The sequence below is a fragment of the Pseudomonas benzopyrenica genome, assembly GCF_036884265.1.
GTDB classification, from domain to species: domain Bacteria; phylum Pseudomonadota; class Gammaproteobacteria; order Pseudomonadales; family Pseudomonadaceae; genus Chryseomonas; species Chryseomonas benzopyrenica.
Genome location: NZ_CP145723.1, coordinates 3,707,288 through 3,724,383, shown reverse-complemented (window position 1 = coordinate 3,724,383; position 17,096 = coordinate 3,707,288). Strand labels below are relative to the sequence as shown.

At 68.0% G+C, this 17,096-nt stretch carries 14 protein-coding genes; 4 read left to right on the top strand and 10 right to left on the bottom strand.

The genetic code is table 11. The features are described 5' to 3' along the window. Positions 1 to 31: 31 nt before the first annotated feature. The gene (locus tag V6W80_RS17735; RefSeq protein ID WP_338544984.1) at positions 32 to 2,221 is read left to right on the top strand and encodes a hybrid sensor histidine kinase/response regulator; all 2,190 of its coding nucleotides are present in this window, start codon (positions 32 to 34) and stop codon (positions 2,219 to 2,221) included. A 3-nt stretch (positions 2,222 to 2,224) separates the two neighbouring features. Here the strand turns inward: V6W80_RS17735 and V6W80_RS17730 are convergent, their stop codons facing one another. The 4 genes from V6W80_RS17730 to V6W80_RS17715 all read right to left on the bottom strand — a co-directional run bounded on the left by V6W80_RS17730 (position 2,225) and on the right by V6W80_RS17715 (position 6,463). After that, entirely contained in the window at positions 2,225 to 3,226 is a 1,002-nt protein-coding gene (locus tag V6W80_RS17730; RefSeq protein WP_184286027.1) for an alpha/beta hydrolase, read from the bottom strand. 18 nt (positions 3,227 to 3,244) lie between these two features. Beyond that, positions 3,245 to 4,105 (bottom strand): KPN_02809 family neutral zinc metallopeptidase, encoded by an 861-nt coding sequence (gene ypfJ, locus V6W80_RS17725; RefSeq protein WP_017638621.1) that lies wholly within the window; start codon positions 4,103 to 4,105, stop codon positions 3,245 to 3,247. Between the two features lie 118 nt (positions 4,106 to 4,223). Then, on the bottom strand, positions 4,224 to 5,291 hold the full coding sequence (locus tag V6W80_RS17720) for an NAD(P)-dependent alcohol dehydrogenase (RefSeq protein ID WP_338544983.1): 1,068 nt from the start codon (positions 5,289 to 5,291) through the stop codon (positions 4,224 to 4,226). A 239-nt stretch (positions 5,292 to 5,530) separates the two neighbouring features. Then, on the bottom strand, positions 5,531 to 6,463 hold the full coding sequence (locus V6W80_RS17715; protein WP_184286034.1) for a LysR substrate-binding domain-containing protein: 933 nt from the start codon (positions 6,461 to 6,463) through the stop codon (positions 5,531 to 5,533). Positions 6,464 to 6,628: 165 nt separating this feature from the next. Here V6W80_RS17715 and V6W80_RS17710 point away from each other — a divergent pair, with 165 nt between their 5' ends. The 3 genes from V6W80_RS17710 (at position 6,629) to V6W80_RS17700 (ending at position 9,826) form a co-directional block, all read left to right on the top strand. Further along, positions 6,629 to 7,693, top strand: coding sequence for an SDR family oxidoreductase (locus tag V6W80_RS17710; protein WP_160923316.1), 1,065 nt, complete (start codon positions 6,629 to 6,631; stop codon positions 7,691 to 7,693). A 102-nt stretch (positions 7,694 to 7,795) separates the two neighbouring features. Next, positions 7,796 to 8,566, top strand: coding sequence for a sulfite exporter TauE/SafE family protein (locus tag V6W80_RS17705; RefSeq protein WP_338544982.1), 771 nt, complete (start codon positions 7,796 to 7,798; stop codon positions 8,564 to 8,566). A gap of 372 nt (positions 8,567 to 8,938) precedes the next feature. Continuing rightward, entirely contained in the window at positions 8,939 to 9,826 is an 888-nt protein-coding gene (locus V6W80_RS17700) for an alpha/beta fold hydrolase (protein ID WP_160923318.1), read from the top strand. Between the two features lie 92 nt (positions 9,827 to 9,918). Here the strand turns inward: V6W80_RS17700 and V6W80_RS17695 are convergent, their stop codons facing one another. The 6 genes from V6W80_RS17695 to V6W80_RS17670 form a co-directional block, all read right to left on the bottom strand. After that, positions 9,919 to 10,890 (bottom strand): D-2-hydroxyacid dehydrogenase family protein, encoded by a 972-nt coding sequence (locus V6W80_RS17695; RefSeq protein ID WP_257705510.1) that lies wholly within the window; start codon positions 10,888 to 10,890, stop codon positions 9,919 to 9,921. A gap of 122 nt (positions 10,891 to 11,012) precedes the next feature. Next, a complete protein-coding gene (locus tag V6W80_RS17690) occupies positions 11,013 to 11,819 on the bottom strand; it encodes an ABC transporter ATP-binding protein (protein ID WP_257705511.1) in 807 nt (268 codons plus the stop codon). Continuing rightward, complete coding sequence (locus V6W80_RS17685) at positions 11,801 to 12,814, bottom strand: FecCD family ABC transporter permease (protein WP_338544981.1); 1,014 nt, start codon at positions 12,812 to 12,814, stop codon at positions 11,801 to 11,803. The genes V6W80_RS17690 and V6W80_RS17685 overlap by 19 nt, the downstream gene beginning before the upstream one ends. Further along, positions 12,811 to 13,788 carry a FecCD family ABC transporter permease gene (locus tag V6W80_RS17680; protein WP_430707819.1) on the bottom strand — a complete coding sequence of 326 codons (978 nt, stop codon included), beginning with the start codon at positions 13,786 to 13,788 and terminating at the stop codon, positions 12,811 to 12,813. Before V6W80_RS17680 ends, V6W80_RS17685 begins: the two co-directional genes overlap by 4 nt. A 59-nt stretch (positions 13,789 to 13,847) precedes the next feature. Then, positions 13,848 to 14,792, bottom strand: a complete 945-nt coding sequence (locus tag V6W80_RS17675) for an iron-siderophore ABC transporter substrate-binding protein (protein WP_338544979.1) — start codon at positions 14,790 to 14,792, stop codon at positions 13,848 to 13,850. 148 nt (positions 14,793 to 14,940) lie between these two features. Beyond that, positions 14,941 to 16,956: a TonB-dependent siderophore receptor gene (locus tag V6W80_RS17670; protein ID WP_430707818.1), complete on the bottom strand. Its 2,016-nt coding sequence runs from the start codon at positions 16,954 to 16,956 to the stop codon at positions 14,941 to 14,943. Positions 16,957 to 17,096 lie beyond the last annotated feature (140 nt).

Here is a 17,096-nt window from a genome sequence, read left to right as displayed (position 1 = left end):
GCCGGCTTCGGATTCAGGTCGGGCCAGCCGTATGAGCCTCCACACGCCTTCGAGCGATCAGCCAGCCTCCGGCGATCTGCGCCAGTACGAGCGTCAGACGCTGGAAAGCCTTGCCACCGGCCTGCCCCTGACCCAGGTGCTGCACACGCTGCTGCAACGGGTGGAGGTCCTGGCCCAGGTCCGCCTGCACGCCTGCATCCTGTTGCTCAGCGAGGATGGCCGTTATCTGCAGGACGGCATCGCGCCGAGTCTGCCGGGCGCCTACAGCCGCGATCTCGGGCGGCTGGAGATCGGCCCGCTGGCGGGTTCCTGTGGCACCGCCGCCTACCGCCGCGAAGCCGTCTATGTCGAGGACATCGCCGGCGATCCGCTGTGGGCCGGCGCGCGCGACCTGGCGCTGCGCTATGGCCTGCGGGCCTGCTGGTCGATGCCGCTGTTGGCCCTGGACGGTCGGTTGCTGGGCACCTTCGCCAACTATTTCCTCGAGCCGCGGCGCCCGCTGGCCGCCGAGCGCGACGCCTTCCGCCTGGTCACCGAGACCGCCGCCCTGGCCATCGAGCGCCAACAGGCGGATCTGCAGCTGCGCGAGAGCGAAGACCACTATCGGCACCTGGTGGAACTCAATCCCCAGTACACCTGGACCTGCGATCCCAGCGGTCAGCACATGGTCTTTTCGCCGCGCTGGCAGCAGCTGACCGGCCAGCCGATGCTGGAAGCCGATAGCTTTTGGACGGTGGTGCATCCGGACGATCGCCAGGCGACCCGGCAGGCCTGGGACGTGGCGTGCAGCGCCGGTCAGGCCTACGACCGCGAACACCGGGTGCGGGTGGCGGATGGCAGCCATTGCTGGCTGCGTACCCGTGCCTATCCGCGCCGCGATGCGGCGGGCGCCGTGATCCGCTGGTACGGCACCAGCGAAGACATCGATGACCGTCGCGAGGCCGAGGAGGCTTTGCGCCGCGAGCGCGCCACCCTGGAGGTCCAGGTGCAGGCGCGTACCGCCGAGCTGGAAGAGACCAATCGCCAGCTGCGCGAAGAGATGCAGAATCGCGCCCAGGCCGAGGAGCTACTGCGCCAGGCGCAGAAGATGGAAGCCGTGGGGCAGCTCACCGGCGGCATCGCCCATGACTTCAACAACTTACTGGCCGGCATCCAGGCCAGCCTGGATCTCCTGCGCCGCCGCCTGGCGCCGGAGGTCCTGGCCGGGGTCGGCAACCTGCTCGACACCGCCACCCAGTCGGTAGGGCGGGGTGCCAGTCTCACCCATCGGCTGCTGGCCTTTTCCCGGCGCCAGACGCTCAATCCCCAGGCGGTCGACGTTGCCCGGCTGATCGGCGACTTCCAGGAGTTGTTGCGGCACAGCCTGGGGCCGCAGATCCGCTGCCAGCTCGAGCTGGACGCCGGGCTCTGGCCGGTCGACGCCGATCCGCACCAGCTGGAAAACGCCCTGCTCAATCTGGCCATCAACAGCCGCGATGCCATGCCGGCGGGGGGCACCCTGACCATAGGTGCGCGCAACTGGGTGCAACCTGATGCCAACCCGGCGCTGCCAGCAGGCGACTATCTGCTGATCGAGGTCGACGACGATGGCGTGGGCATGGCGCCGGAGGTGCTGGAACGAGTCTTCGAGCCCTTCTTCACCACCAAGCCGGTGGGCCAGGGCTCGGGCCTGGGGCTGTCCATGATCTATGGCTTCGTCCGCCAGTCCCGGGGCCAGGTGAGCGTGACCAGTGCGCCAGGACAGGGCTGCCGGGTGAGCCTGCTGCTGCCGCGTCATCCGGCCCCGCCGATCCGCGCGCCGCTTGCGCTCTCCAGCGCCACGACCGACCGTGCGCTACCCAGCGTCCGGGTGCTGCTGGTGGAAGACGACGCGGTCATCCGCGCGTTGCTGGTGCAGCTGTTCGTCGAACTGGGCTGGCGGTATCGCGACGCCGTCGATGCCGAAGCGGCCCTGGCAGCGCTGCGCGAAGGCGAAGGCTTCGACCTATTGATCACCGATGTCGGGCTGCCGGGGCTTAACGGCCGCTTGCTGGCCAACGCGACCCGTACTCTCAGACCGCAGTTGCCGATCCTCTTCATCACCGGTTATGCGGCGGGCAACGCGCCACCCGTGCCCCTGGTCGGCGAGCGGATGGCCGTGCTGGGCAAGCCCTTCACCCTGGAGGTCCTGGTCGACCGGGTACAGGAGCTGCTGGGCAAGCCCGAAACCCTGGAAGGTTGAGCGCTAGCCGCCAGCGCCGAACAGCGCCCGACGACCCTCGGGCGAGGTGAAAAGGGCATCGCCGTTGTGACCGACGCCCGGCACCTCCACCAGCTGCTGGCGCAGCTCCGGATGACGGCCCTGCAGGTAACGGTAGTAGTTCAGTCCGCGGGCTAGACGATAGGGGCCCTGGGCCTCGGCGGCGCAACCCTTGTCCAGCGCCGGATGGTTGGGGTCGGTGTCCTCGGCGCCGAGCAGGTAGGTGATGTCCAGCCCTGCATAGTGCTGTTCCAGACGGGTGGCGGTCCGTCCCTCGGCATAGGCCGGTAGACCCTGCATGCCGTATTTCCAGGTGTCGAAATCCGGGCAACTGGCCGCGCCGGCGAAGGGCACGGGTTGGCCCTGGGCATCCGGACGGCGGGCATCGAAATAGGCATAGGACGAGGGATTGGCCACCACGTATCTCAGGCGGATGCCCATGGCGGCGAGGGCGCGCTCGCCCTGGCCGAGCACGGCGTAGCGCTGCACCACCTGGCCACCGCCGGAATGCCCGGCGATCACCACCTCCTGCAGATTGGGCAGGCGCTGGCGGTCCGCCAGGCGGGCGAGCAGGGCGTCGAACACCGCGAAACTGCTCAAGGGTTGCGGGCCCAGGGCGGGCTCGCCGCCCATCCAGGCATTGCCCTGCCAGCGCAGCAGGTCGTCCGGCAGCCGATGCCGCTGGACGTCCTTTTCGTTGAGGAACTGCGGAGCGATCACCAGGGTGTCCGCCGCGGCGCCGGCCGCCGCCGTGGCCGTCTCGCCGGAACGGAAATAGGTGGCGGCGTTGCGCAGGCGACCATGGACGATCACCAGCGCGCGGCGAATTTCCGGGTGCGGCTGATTCCAGTCGGCGGATAGCTGCAACGCGGCCTGCGCCTGACCGAGTGGCAAGCGGTCGCCGACGATGCGGGCGACCCCCTCAAGAGGCGCCGCCAGGGCGGAGCCCCAGGCCAAGGCCAGGCACAGCGCGAGCAGGCGACGCATGCGGATTCTCCCGGGGGATCAGAGCGCCTTGGCGGCGAAGGTGTCGCAGCTCTCCACCTTGCCACTGTCGAAGCCGGTGCGGAACCATTTGACCCGCTGCGCGGAGCTGCCGTGGGTGAAGGAATCCGGTACCACGCGACCCTGGGACTGGCGTTGCAGGCGGTCATCGCCAATGGCGTTGGCGGCGTTCAGCGCCTTCTCCAGGTCACCCGGCTCCAGCCAGTTCAAGCGCTTCTGGGCGTCGTTGGCCCAGACCCCGGCATAGCAGTCGGCCTGCAACTCCAACCGCACCGACAACCCGGTGGCGCCTTCGGTGGGGATACCGCGACGGCGCGCTGCTTCCATCTTGTTGGTGGTGCCGGTGAGGTTCTGCACGTGGTGGCCGACCTCGTGGGCGATGACGTAGGCGCGGGCGAAGTCGCCGTCGGCGCCGAAGCGCTGCTGCAGTTCCTGGAAGAAGGTCAGGTCCAGGTAGACCTTGCTGTCCACCGGGCAATAGAAGGGGCCGCTGGCCGCGGTGGCACCACCGCAACCGGATTGCACCTGGCCGTTGAACAGCACCAGCTTGGGCGGCTGGTACTGCTCGCCATGGGCCTGGAAGATGCGCGTCCAGGTGTTTTCGGTCTCGCCCAGCACCACGCGGACGAAGTCCACCTGGCGATTGTCGGCCGGGGCGGTGGTCTCCTGCTGGCTGGGCGCGCTCTGGCCGCTGAGGCTGATCAGGTTGCCGAGGATCTGCGTCGGACTCTGGCCGCTGAGCAGGCCGAACACCACCACCAGGGCCACGCCACCCAGGCCCAGGCCGCCGCCGATCTTCATGCCGCGTCCGCCGCTGGCCTGTTGCACGTTGTCGCTACGTTGTCCCTTGTCCCACTGCATGGCGCTTGCCTCCTGATCTTTGCTATCGCTAAGACCGCAGGTCACAGCAAAAATGCGTTACCGGAAATGACAACGCCCGCGACGGGCGCGGGCGTTGTCAGCGGAGCGGAGCGCGGGATCAGGCCGCGGTCTGGCCCTGCTTGAGGCTCTGCATGTCGATCACGAAGCGATACTTCACATCGCTCTTGAGCATGCGCTCGTAGGCGTCGTTGATGTTCTGGATGGCGATCTGCTCGATGTCCGAAACGATGCCGTGCTTGGCGCAGAAGTCCAGCATCTCCTGGGTCTCGCGGATGCCGCCGATGAGCGAGCCGGCCAGCTGGCGGCGCTTCATCACCAGGTTGAAGACGCTGGGCGCCGGGTGCGGCTCGGCGGGTACGCCGACCAGGGTCATGGTGCCGTCCCACTTGAGCAGGGTGAGGAAGGCGTCCAGGTTGTGCGGCGCGGCCACGGTGTTGAGGATGAAGTCGAAGCTGTTGGCGTGCGCGGCCATCTCGTCTTCGTTCTTCGACACCACCACCTCGTCGGCGCCCAGACGCAAGGCGTCGTCCTTCTTGTTGGCGCTGGTGGTGAAGAGCACCACGTGGGCACCCATGGCGTGGGCGATCTTCACGCCCATGTGGCCGAGGCCACCCAGACCGACGATGCCGACCTTCTTGCCCGGACCGACCTTCCAGTGGGCCAGCGGCGAGTAGGTGGTGATGCCGGCGCAGAGCAGCGGCGCCACGGCGGCCAGGTTCTCGGTGTGGCTCACCTTGAGCACGAACTTCTCGTTGACCACGATGTGGTCGGAGTAGCCGCCCTGGGTGTTTTCGCTGCCGCCGTAGAGGTTGCCGTTGTAGGTGCCGGTGAAGCCGTTCTCGCAATAGGACTCTTCGCCGGCATCACAGGGCGCGCAGTGCTGGCAGCTGTCGACCATGCAGCCGACGCCGACGCTGTCGCCGACCTTGAAGTTCTTCACGTGGGCACCGACCGCGGTGACGGTACCGACGATCTCGTGGCCGGGCACGGACGGATAGAGGGTGTTGTTCCACTCGTTGCGCGCGGTGTGCAGGTCGGAATGGCAGACGCCGCAGAAGAGGATGTCGATCTGCACGTCGTGGGCGCCGGGTTCGCGCCGCTCGAAGGAGAAGGGCGCCAGGGGCTGGTCGGCGGACTGGGCAGCGTAGCCTTGGGCTTGGCTCATGAGATACCTCATCTAGATGGTGGAACTGCAGGGTGGAGCGGGGCGGCCAGGCGGGCCTGGCCAGCTAGCAAACCGTCGATCCTGCGCAGCCAGGCACGGCGGCACCAATCGATCGTCTCGATATCGGTCATGCCGCCCATCGATGGAACTCATGGGCGGGCAGGGCACGAGGTCTTACGACCGGGGTGCCAGAGCAGATGTTCCCGCCCTTGCCACGGCCCGCCGTCGACCGGTCGTGCCTAGCGGGACAGCCTGGGCGCCACGGTGGGCAACAGCCGGGTGGCCAGGTGATCGAGCAGCAGCCGGACCCGTGGCAGGGTCTCGCGACTGCGTGGCCATACCAGGTTGATCGGCGAGCCCTCGACGCCATGTTCGGGCAGCACATCGACCAGGGCGCCACTGGCCAGGTGCGTGCCGATCAGCCAGGTCGGCAACTGGGCGATGCCATGGCCGGCCAGGGCGGCCAGCACCTCGCCTTCGCCATCGCCTACCACCAGGCGTGGCTGGAAGATCCAGCGTTCGCTGTCGCCCGGCTGCTCGCCGCGCAACTGCCAGGGGCTGATCAGGCCGTCGGCCTGGCGAAAGCCGATGCACTGGTGCTCGACCAGGTCGGCTGGGGTCTGGGGTCGGCCATGCTGGGCGAGATAGGCCGGGGCGGCGCAAAAGACCTGGCGCTGGGTGCCCAGGAAGCGATGCCCCAGGCTGGCTGGCCAGGCATCGGAGCCGCCGATGCGCACCAGGATGTCGATGCCCTCGTGGACCGGATCGACGAAGCGATCCGACAGCGACAGATCCGGTTGCAGCAGGGGGTAACGATGCAGCAGCTCCAGGATCAGCGGCAGTACGTGCAGGCGGCCATAGGAGGCGGGCAGGTCGATGCGCACCCGGCCATGGGGCTCGCCGTCCTGCGCGGTCAGCCCCAGCTCGGCCTGTTCCAGCTCGGCCAGCACCCCGGTGCAGGTGCGATAGAAACTGGCGCCGGCCTCGGTCAGGCGCAGACGGCGGGTGGTGCGCTGGAACAGCCGCACGCCCAGTCGGCTTTCCAGTCGCGCCACGCTCTTGCCGATGGCCGAACCGGTGAGGTTGAGGCGCTCGCCGGCCGCGGTGAAGCTGCCGAGATCGGCCACGGTGACGAAGACGTCGAGGCCCTTGAGGCGTTCAGAGGAATACAAGGCTGGCTTCCTATTATGGAATCTGATTCCTATTAAATAGGAATTTATACCCAGGATACGCCGTTAATTCTCCAATAGGCTGGAATCAACCCTGAGACAAGGCACTCCCTTATCTACAGCGCCTGCACTGCCGCAGGCCCCTTTTCTTCCCTATCTGGAGGTTTCATGCGCAAGGGCACCGCTCTTATCGTCGGCGTCACCGGCATTTCCGGCTACAACCTGGCTCATACCCTGGTGGCCTCGGGTTGGACCGTCTATGGTCTGGCCCGCAAACCCGTGGCCCAGGAAGGCGTCATCCCGGTGGCCGCCGACCTGCTCGACGCCGAGTCCACCCGCCAGGCCTTGGCCGGCCTGCCGATCAGCCACGTGTTCTTCTGCACCTGGACCCGCCGTGACACCGAGAAGGAAAACGTCGAGGCCAATGGCGCCATGATGAACAACCTCTGCCAGGCCCTGGACGGCGCGCCGCTGCAGCATCTGGCGCTGGTCACCGGTACCAAGCATTACTTGGGCTCCTTCGAGGAATACGGCAGCGGCAAGGCCGAGACGCCCTTCCGCGAAAGCGAGCCGCGCCAGCCCGGTGCCAACTTCTACTACACCCTGGAAGACATCCTCTTCGCCGCCGCCGAGCGGCACGGCTTCGGCTGGAGCGTGCACCGCTCCCACAGCATGATCGGCCAGGCCAAGGGCACCAACGCCATGAACATGGGCCTGACCCTGGCGGTCTACGCCTCGCTGTGCAAGGCCACCGGCCAACCCTTCGTCTTTCCCGGCTCCCGTACCCAGTGGGACAGCCTGACCGACGTTACCGACGCCGGCCTGCTCGCCGAGCAGCTGGAGTGGGCAGCCCTGGCGCCGGCGGCGCGCAACCAGGCCTTCAACACCGTCAATGGCGATGTCTTCCGCTGGCGCTGGCTGTGGAGCGAGATCGCTGCCTTCTTCGACTTGGAGCCGGCGCCCTATCCCGAGCAGCCCATGCCGCTGGAAGCGCGGATGAAGGACACGGCCCCGGCGCAGTGGCGCAAGCTGGCCGAGGAGCACGACCTGGTGGAGGCCGATGTCGACAAGCTCGCTTCCTGGTGGCACAGCGACGCCGACCTCGGTCGCGAGATTGAGTGCCTCAACGACATGACCAAGAGCCGCGACCTGGGCTTCTTCGGCTATCGCGACACCCGCGCGAGCTTTCTCGACCTCTTCACCCGCCTCAGAGCCCAGCGCCTGATTCCCTGAGTCGCTCTGGATCGCCGGTTCCCATGAACGCGGGCAGCCGGCGGTTTTCATAGGCCGTTCCCGGGGCGCAGAATGCGATTTCCTGTCGCAGGATGCGCTCCCATGCTCGAAACCCTCGCTGCCCTCGTTCCCGCCTTTAGCCCTCTCGACTGGCTGTTCATCGAAGCCATCATGGTCCTGGCCTATCTGATCTTCGGCGTGGCCGGTTTCGGCAGTGCCCTGGTCGCCGGTCCCTTGCTCACCAGCTGGATGCCGCTATCGCGCATCGTGCCCTTGCTGGTGATGCTGGATTTCCTCGCCTCCTTCCACAACTGGCTACCGGATCGCCGTGCCATCGCCGGGCGCGAGCTCAAGCGATTGCTGCCCATACTGCTGCTCGGCGCCGCTCTGGGCACCTATCTCTTGATGCGCACCGATGCCCGGTTGCTGATGCTCTGGCTGGGCCTCTTCGTGGTCGCCTATTCCACCTACAGCCTGCTCACGCCCAAGGGCTTTCGCCAACTGGCGCCGGCCTGGTCGATCCCCGCAGGTGGCGTCGGAGGCCTCTGCGGTGCCCTGTTCGGCAGCGGCGGTTTTCTCTATGCGCTCTATCTCAATGGCCGCCTGGAAGACAAGAACGCCATCCGCGGCACCCAGAGCTTTCTCATCGGCTGCAGCGCTTCCATTCGCATCGTCCTGCTGCTGATCGCCGGTGCATACAGCGACGGCAGCCTGCTGCTCTTGGCGGTCTGCCTGCTGCCCGCCATGCTGCTTGGTGGCTGGATCGGCCGCCACCTGCAGCGGCGCCTGTCCCGCGAACGCTTCACCCGCCTGGTGACCTGGCTGGTGCTGGTCTCCGGCGTGACCCTGATCGGACGGTATCTGGCGGGGTAGTCAAATCATCCTGGGCGGAAGACTCGTAGGTTGGGCTGAGACAGCTCTATCGTCGAAGCCCAACGTTAGACCAAACCCTGAGCTGTCGGGCTTCGCTGCGCTCAGCGCCAACCTACGTCGGCTTGCCAGGGTGCCGTAGGTTGGCGCTGAGACGGCTCCATCGTCGAAGCCCAACGTCAGACCGCACCATGGACTGTTGGGCTTCGCTGTGCTCAGCGCCAACCTACGTCGCTGATCGCGGCCATGGCTGCGATGCGCTTGAACGTCGTAGCGTGGAAAACCGCCGGCGTTTTCCACGCGATGCTTCAACGGCGGGAACTCCCCACCCCTCATGGTTCTCCGCTCTAGAACACCAACAGCGGAGAACCCTCCATGCTGACGTCCCTTCAGGCAGGCGTCTTGGACGTCGCCTATCAGGTCCAAGGACCGGAAAATGGCCCGCCGGTCCTGTTGCTGCACGGCTTTCCCTACGACATCCATGCCTACGACGAGGTGGCCGCCGCTCTGGCCGCTGAGGGCTGCCGGATCTATGTGCCCTATCTACGTGGCTATGGCGCGACACGCTATCTGAGCGCCGACACCCCGCGCTCCGGTCAGCAGGCGGCCCTGGCCCATGACGTCCTGGCGCTGCTCGATGCCCTGGGCCTGGAGCGGGCGACCCTGGCTGGCTATGACTGGGGCGGTCGCGCCGCTGGCATCGTCGCCGCGCTCTGGCCGGAACGGGTCGCGGGGCTGGTGCTGGGCGACGGCTATCCGATCCAGGACATCGCCGCCGCGGCGACCCAGCCGGCCGAGCCGGCGGCGGAGCTGCGCTATTGGTACCAGTACTATTTCCACGGTGAACGGGGGCGCGCCGGCCTGGCGGAACATCGCCGCGACTTCTGTCGACTGCTTTGGTCACTGTGGTCGCCCAGCTGGCGCTTCAGCGACGCCACCTACGCGCTTACCGCCGCGGCCTTCGACAATCCCGATTTCGTCGACACCGTGATCCACTCCTATCGCCACCGCTACGGCCTGGCACCGGACGATCCGGCCTATGCCGAGACCGAGCGCCGGCTCGCCGCGCAGCCACCCATCAGCGTGCCCACTACGGTCTTGGCCGGCGCCGACGACGGGGTGACCCCGGTGCAGGGCGAGGCTGCCGTGGCGCGGCATTTCCATGGACCTTTCCGCTACGAGATGCTGCCACGCTGCGGCCACAACATCCCCCAGGAAGCCCCGGCCGCCTTCGCCGCCGCGGTAAGGGAACGGCTGCCGTAGGTTGGTGCTGAGACGGCTCCATCGTCGAAACCTACCGGATACAACTAAGCCAAGGTGGTGAAAACGCTGCCGCCTTGGCGTGTGTATCGAAGCTACCGCCCCAATACCTCCGGGTTGGCGACACCCGTCGGTTCACCCGCGAAGAAGCCCACCAGGTTGGCGAAGGCCTCGCCGAAATAGAGCTCGTAACTGTGCTTTTCCACATAGCCCAGATGCGGCGTGCAGAGCACCTTGGGGTGGGCGAGCAAGGGGTCATCCGGTGCCACGGGTTCCTGCTCGAAGACATCCAGCGCCGCCTGGCCGGGATGCCCCCGTTCCAGCGCCGTGAGCAGGGCGCCGGGTTCGATCAGGCCGGCGCGGGCGGTGTTGACCAGCAGGGCGCTCTTCTTCATCCGCGCCAGGTCCTCGGCGCGCACGCAGCCGCGGCTGCGCTCGCTGTATCTGAGGTGCAGGCTGATGACATCGGCCTCGGCGAAGAAAGCCTCCTGGCTGGCGGCCGCGCGGTGGCCGTCGGCTTCGGCGCGGGCGCGCGAGGCCTCGCTGCCCCAGACCAGCACCGGCATGCCGAAGGCCTGGCCGTAGCGCGCCAGGCGCTGACCGATCTTGCCGTAGCCCCAAATGCCGAGGATCTGTCCATCCAGCCGTTCGCCCAGGTTGACCTGCCAGCGCCCGGCATAGAGGGCGTCGATGGCCGGCTTGAGCCGGCGGCGGGCCATGAGGATCAGGGTCCAGGTCAACTCGGCGGTGGAGACCGGCGAGCCGCTGCCTTCGCAGACCGCCACGCCCTGGTGAGTGCAGGCGGCCACGTCGAGATGGGCGGTGGCCTTGCCGGTCTGGCTGATCAGCTTGAGCCGCGGCAGGTGCGCCAGCAGCTCGGCGTCGATACGGGTGCGCTCGCGGGTCAGCACCAGGGCATCGGCATCGCGGAAGCGCTCCACCAGCACCTGGGGATCGCGCTCGGCGTCGTGATAGAGCGTCACCTGGTGCCCGGCGCGCTGGAGCAAGGGATAGCAATCCAGGGTTTCGACGACGTGCTGGTAGTCGTCGGGGATGACGATATGCATGGCGGGCTCCGTTGTTGTTCTGAACCGCCAGTGGAGCACCTGCAAGGTCGTCCGACAAGATCCGGCATCGCTCTCGTAGGTTGGGCTGATACGGCTTCACCGTCGAAGCCCAACGGCCAGGCCTAGTAAGGAATCACCAGCGGCGTGCCCGCCAGGGGATTCTCGATCACCGCGCATTTGAGGCCGTACAGCGCCTCGATCAGCTCGGGCGTGACGATTTCCGCCGGTGGCCCCTCGGCGAGGATGCGCCCGGCGCGCAGGGCGATGATGTGGTCGGCGTAGCGACAGGCCTGATTGAGGTCGTGCAGCACCGCCACCAGGGTGCGACCACCCTCGCGATTGAGCCGGCAGAGCAACTCCATCAGCTCCACCTGGTGAGCGATGTCCAGGTAGGTGGTGGGCTCGTCGAGCAGCAGCAACGGGGTCTCCTGGGCCAGTGCCAGGGCGATCCAGACGCGCTGGCGCTGGCCGCCGGACAGGCTGTCCACCGCCCGCTCGGCCAGTTCCAGGGTATTGGTGGCTTCCAGGGCGTGCTGCACCGCGCGCTCGTCGGCATCCGTCCAGCCGGCGAAGGCCTGGCGATGGGGATGGCGCCCACGCGCCACCAGATCGCTGACCAGGATGTCGTCCGGCGCCACGGCGCTCTGCGGCAGCAGGCCGATGCGACGGGCCACCTCGCGGGTCGGCAGGTCCTGGATCAGCCGGCCGTCCAGGCGTACCTCGCCGGCACTGGGGCGGATCAGCCGCGCCAGGCTGCGCAGCAGGGTCGACTTGCCGCAGCCATTGGGACCGATGATGACGGTGAAGCGGCCATCGGGCAGCCGCACATCGAGGTCGGCGCAGATCGGCTGGCCGCCGTAGCCCACGGTAAGGCCGTGAGCGGCGAGGCGGCTGGAGGGGGCGTCTTGGCTCATGAGGTCCGCCGCCATTCGCGGCTCAGCAGGAAGATCAGATAGAGGCCGCCCAGGGCGCCGGTGAGCAACCCGACCGGAATCTGGAAGGGCGCCAGCAACCGCTGGGCCAGCAGATCGGCCAGGGCGGTGAGGCAGGCGCCGAGCAGGGCGGGGGCGAGGATACCCAGATCGGCGCTGCGGGTTAGGCGACGGGCCAGTTGGGGCGCCGCCAGGGCGACGAAGCCGATGGGGCCGGCGGTGGCGATGGCCAGGGCGGCCAGGGCCACGGCGACGGCCAACAGCAGATTCTGGCTGGGCAGTACGGCCAGGCCTAGGGCGCGGGCCAGGTCGTCGCCCAGCTCCAGCAGGCGCAGCCGCCGCGCCAGCCAGGCGGCCAGCGGCAGGAGCAGCAGGCAGCCGGCGAGCAGGGTCAGGGTGCGACTCCAGGTCAGCATGTCGAGGCTGCCGAACAGCCAGAGCCGGGCCTCCTGGGCTTCGTCCAGGTCGGCGCGGGTCAGCAGGTATTCGTTGAGCGAGGCGAGCAGGGCGCTGACGGCGATGCCGAGCAGGATCATCCGCTCGCCACGGATACCCGCCAGAGCCGCCAGGCCGGCGACCAGTGCCGCGGCCAGCAGCCCGCCGCTGAGGGCGCCCAGCATCAGCGCCGCGCCGCCCAGTTGCAGCCAGAGCAGGGTGATCAGCGCACCGCTGGCCGAGCCGACGGTGAAGCCCACCAGATCCGGACTGGCCAGGGGATTGCGCGCCAGCCGCTGGAAGATGGCTCCGCTGGCACCCAGGGCCGCGCCGACGCCAAAGGCCGCCAGTAGTCGCGGCAGGCGCAGCTCCAGCAGGATCAGACTGGCCAGGGCGTCGCCCCGACCGAGCAGGGTGGCCGCCACCCGGTGCGGCGCCGGAGCGAAGGCGCCGCCGCTGAGGGTCAGGGCACAGATACCGATGGCCGCCAGCAGGAGCAGCAACAGGCAGGCCTTGAAGCGCGCCGAGCGGCGGGGGGCGAAGCGATGGCGACTCAAGGGCGCACCCGCCGGGCGGAACGGATGATCAGCGCGAGGAGCACCGGGGTGCCGAGCAGGGCGCAGACGATTCCCGCCTCCAGTTCGCCCGGCAGGGCCACGCGGCGGCCCAGGGTATCGGCCAGCAACAGCAGATTGGCTCCGGCCAGGGGCGCCAGCGCCAGGATCCAGCGCCAGTCGGCGCCCACCAGCAGGCGCAAGGCGTGGGGCACCATCAGGCCGAGAAAGCCGATGGGTCCGGCCACCGCAGTGGCGGCGCCGCACAGCAGCACGATGGCGACGAAGGCCAACAGCCGCAGTTGCCCGGGGCGGGCGCCGAGGGCACGACCCAGGTCGTCGCCCAGGGCCAGGGCATTGAGGCGGCTGCCCAGGGGCAGGCCCAGCGCCAGGCCGATCAGCAGCAGCGGCAGGATGCCGAGGACACCACCGGGAGTCTGGCCGCTCAGGGCGCCTACCGCCCAGAAGCGATAACTGTCGAACACCGCGCTGTCGAACAGGGTGATGATGCCGGTGCAGGCGTTGAGGCTGGCGCTGAGGGCGATACCGGCCAGGATCAGTCGCAGCGGCTGGCCACGGGCCGGGGCGCTGCCACCGAGCAGATAGACCAGGCCGGCGGCCAGGGCCGCCCCCAGCAGGGCACAGGCCAGGCGCGTCGGGGCATCGTCCAGCCCTGCCAGCGACAGCCCGGTCACCACGGCGAAGGCCGCCCCGGCATTGATCCCCAGCAGTCCGGGGTCGGCCAGCGGATTGCGCGTCAGCGCCTGCATCAGGGCACCGGCCAGGCCCAGGGCCGCACCCACCAGCAGCCCGAGCAGGGTGCGCGGCAGACGCAGCTGCCAGAGCACCACGGCCTCGGTGGAGTCATCGGGCGCAACCAGCAGGTGCAGGATCTGCGCCGCCGACAGCGACCGTGCGCCTATGCCCAGACTCGCCACCACCGCCAGTGCCAGGACGATCAGCAGCAGGACCAGCACCAGGCCACCGCGGGCGGCGGATGCCCGTTGTGCAAGAGGCGCGGGGCGGGCCGGCGGGGTCATGTCATCCCCAGGGCGCCGGCGACCGTGCCGATCACCTGGCGGGCGGCGAGGGGCCCGGCGTTGAGATAGAAGGCGTCGGTATCCACGCGAACGGCCCGGGACTGACGCACCGCAGTCAGCCGCGGCCACAGCGGTTGCCGCGCCAGGCTGGCCAGGGCGGTGCCCTGCTCGGCGTAGAACAGCCAGTCGGCGTCGGCCAGATCCAACAACTCGGCGCTGACATCCCGCGAGGTGCCCTTGAAGCGCTGCGCCGCCGTGCGGGTCACGCCCATGGCCTGCAGCAAGCCGCCGGCAAAGGAATCCACGCCCATCAGGCGCAGCCGGGCGCCGCTGGAAAACAGCAGGGAGGCGGAGGGCGGCTGAGTTCCCAGGCGCTGCGTCATGCCGGCGAGATCCCGATCCAGGTCCCCCAGGAGGCGCTCGGCCTGTTGGCGCCGCCCCAGGGCATCGGCCAGCACGAGGAAGTCCGGCCGCCAGTTGCCACCGGTGCCGCGCGCCACCACCGTGGGGGCGATGCGCGAAAACAGCTCCAGGCCTCCAGCCTTGAGCACGGTGCGGTTGAGCACGATCAGATCCGGCGCCAGGCGCGCCAGGGCTTCCAGATCCGGCGCCTGACGACTGCCCAGGTCGACCATGGCGTCCAGCTCGCTGGCGCGGCTGGCGAGGGCGGTGCGCAGATAGCCGGGCGCCAGGTCGCGATTGTCCACCCGGGTGGTGCCGGCCGGGATCACGCCCAGGCTCAGAGCGGCGTCCAGCTGACCGGTGGAGATCACGGCCACCCGCTGGGGTTGGCGTGGGATAAGGGTGCTGCCCACCACATGCGCCACCTGCCGCGGGAATTCACCATCCGCCGCCGACGCACGTGCGCATACCCGACCCGGCAGCCCGGCGAGCAGGGCGGTACCGGCGGCGAATTGCAGAAGGGCGCGGCGATCGAGCATGACGGGGACTGGCTGAAGACGGAAAGAGGCCCGCCAGGCGGGCCGAGGCCCCACGGCGGGGCGGCTAGGATAGAGCATCAACACGGGGCTGGCATTCTTTACCCCCTCTCCCCCTGGAAGAGGGCTGGGGTGAGGGCAGGCCGCTGGCTTAGAAGCTCACCGTGGCACTCAGCCGCGCCGTCCGCGGCTCGCCCACCGCCACCTGCAGCGGGCTGTTGGCGCTCGACGGGTAGTATTCCTTGTCGAACAGGTTGTCGACGTTCAGCTGCAGCCGGGTCTGGTAGCCGGTCACCGGCAGGTCCCAGCGCAAAAAGGCGTCGGCCACGGTGTAGCTGCTCATGTAGAAGCTGTTGGCCGCATCGCCGGCCCGCTCGCCGACGTAGCGCGCGCCGCCACCGAGGTGCCAGCCACCGAGGTTGGAGGGGACCAGCAGGTGGTGGGTCAGATAGAGACTGCCGCTGTGCTTGGGCGCCTGGGGCAGGCGCTTGCCCTCGTTGCTGGGATCATCGAGCACCTCGGTGTGATCGTAGGCATAGGTGGCAATCATGTCCCAGCGCTCGGCCAGATGGCCGGTGAGGTCCACTTCGAGGCCCCGCGAGCCGACTTTACCGGCGGCTTCGCTCACGCTCAAACCCGCCACGTTGCTGGTGGTCACCACATTCTTCTTCTGGATGTCGTACAGCGCCACGTTCAGATTCAGACCAGGCGTCAGGTCGTATTTGGCACCCACCTCGAAGCTGCGGCCTTCTTCGGGATCGAAGGTGTTGCCGCGGTCGTCGACGGTGGTGTTCGGCACGAAGGATCGACTGTAGTTACCATATAGCGACAGGGTATCGGTGGCCTGGAACACCACACCGGCCAGCGGCAGGGCCGCCTGATCGCGCTTGTCCAGATTGACGACATAATCCCGGCCCAGGCCTTGATCGCTGTACTGCTTGAAACTCTGGTAGCGGCCGCCCAGCACCAGGATCCAGCGATCGTTCAGGTGCCAGTTGTCCTTGAAGTACAGCGAAGTGGATTCCAGGCTGCTGTCCTGATCGCTCTGGGTCGTGCTCAGGAGGCTGGGTGCTGCCAGGCCGCCGTACACCGGCGCATTGATATTGATGTTGCGGCGCGAGGCATTGTTGTTGCGGTAGGTGTTGCCACGGTACTGGTCGTTATCCTCGTGATCGAGGCCCACCAGCAGATCATGGCGTTGGCCCAGCAGGTCCTGCCGGCCGATGAAGTCCCAACTGGCGTACGTCGTCTCGTAGTCGTAATGGGCGCCATTGGCCGTCCGCAGCAGATTGCCATTCGCGGCCAAGGAGACCGGCTGGGCGAAGTCCAGGCTGTACCTGTCATTGTTCCAGGCATAGATCAGCCGCGTCTTCCAGTCATCACTGAGCTGGTACTCGTAGCGAGCGCTAGCCGTCTCGGTGATGCCTTTGCTCTCGGACCATTTCTCGTCGAGGCGCTTGTCGTAGCTGGCGCTGCTGGGATGCCCATTGACGAACACGGTGCCGCGATCCACCGGGCCGCTGTAGTCGTTATAGGAATAGGCCAGGGTCAGGCTGGCGCGCTCGCCGGTCCAGGACAGCGACGGCGCCACCAGACTGTGCTGATCCACCCCGTAGTTGCGCCAGTAGTCCTCGCTCTGGCGCTCGGCGATCAGCCGATAGGCGAAGCCACTGTCACCCAGGGGGCCGGTGGTGTCGACGCCGAGATTGCCGCCGCCTTCGCTGTAGGCCGAGCCGCTCAGGGTGGTGCGCTGTTGATACTGCGGCTGCTTGCTGACCACGTTGATCAGGCCACCGGGCTCCAGGGCGCCATAGAGCAGAGAGGCGGGACCTTTCAAAACCTCCACACGCTCGGCGGTGGCATCGAAGTTGTGCGACAGATTCGAGCGCACCCCATCGCGAAAGATGGAGCCATCGGCGTTGCTGCCGAAGCCGCGTTTGACGAAGGCATCCTTGGTCCCGGCCAGGGTGTTGCTCTGGGTCACGCCGCTGACGAATTTAGCGGCGTCGTCCAGGGTCCGCACCTCGTAGTCCTGGATCAGTTGCGGAGTCACGGTCTGCACCGACTGCGCCTCTTCCTTGATTGGCACGTCGCTCTTGCTCGCGGTCGAGGCACGGGTCGCGCGATAGCCCTGGTCGGCCTCGCTGGCCGTGGTGGAGATGTCCATGGGGGCGAGGGTGGTGTTCTCCGCCGCCAGCAGGCCCGAACTGGTCGCCAGGGCCAGGGTGCTGAAGGCGAAGGGAGCGAAACGGCGAAGGGCTCTGGGCGGCGTGTTCAAGGGCGGTCTCGGGAGGGGCGGAAAAGGTG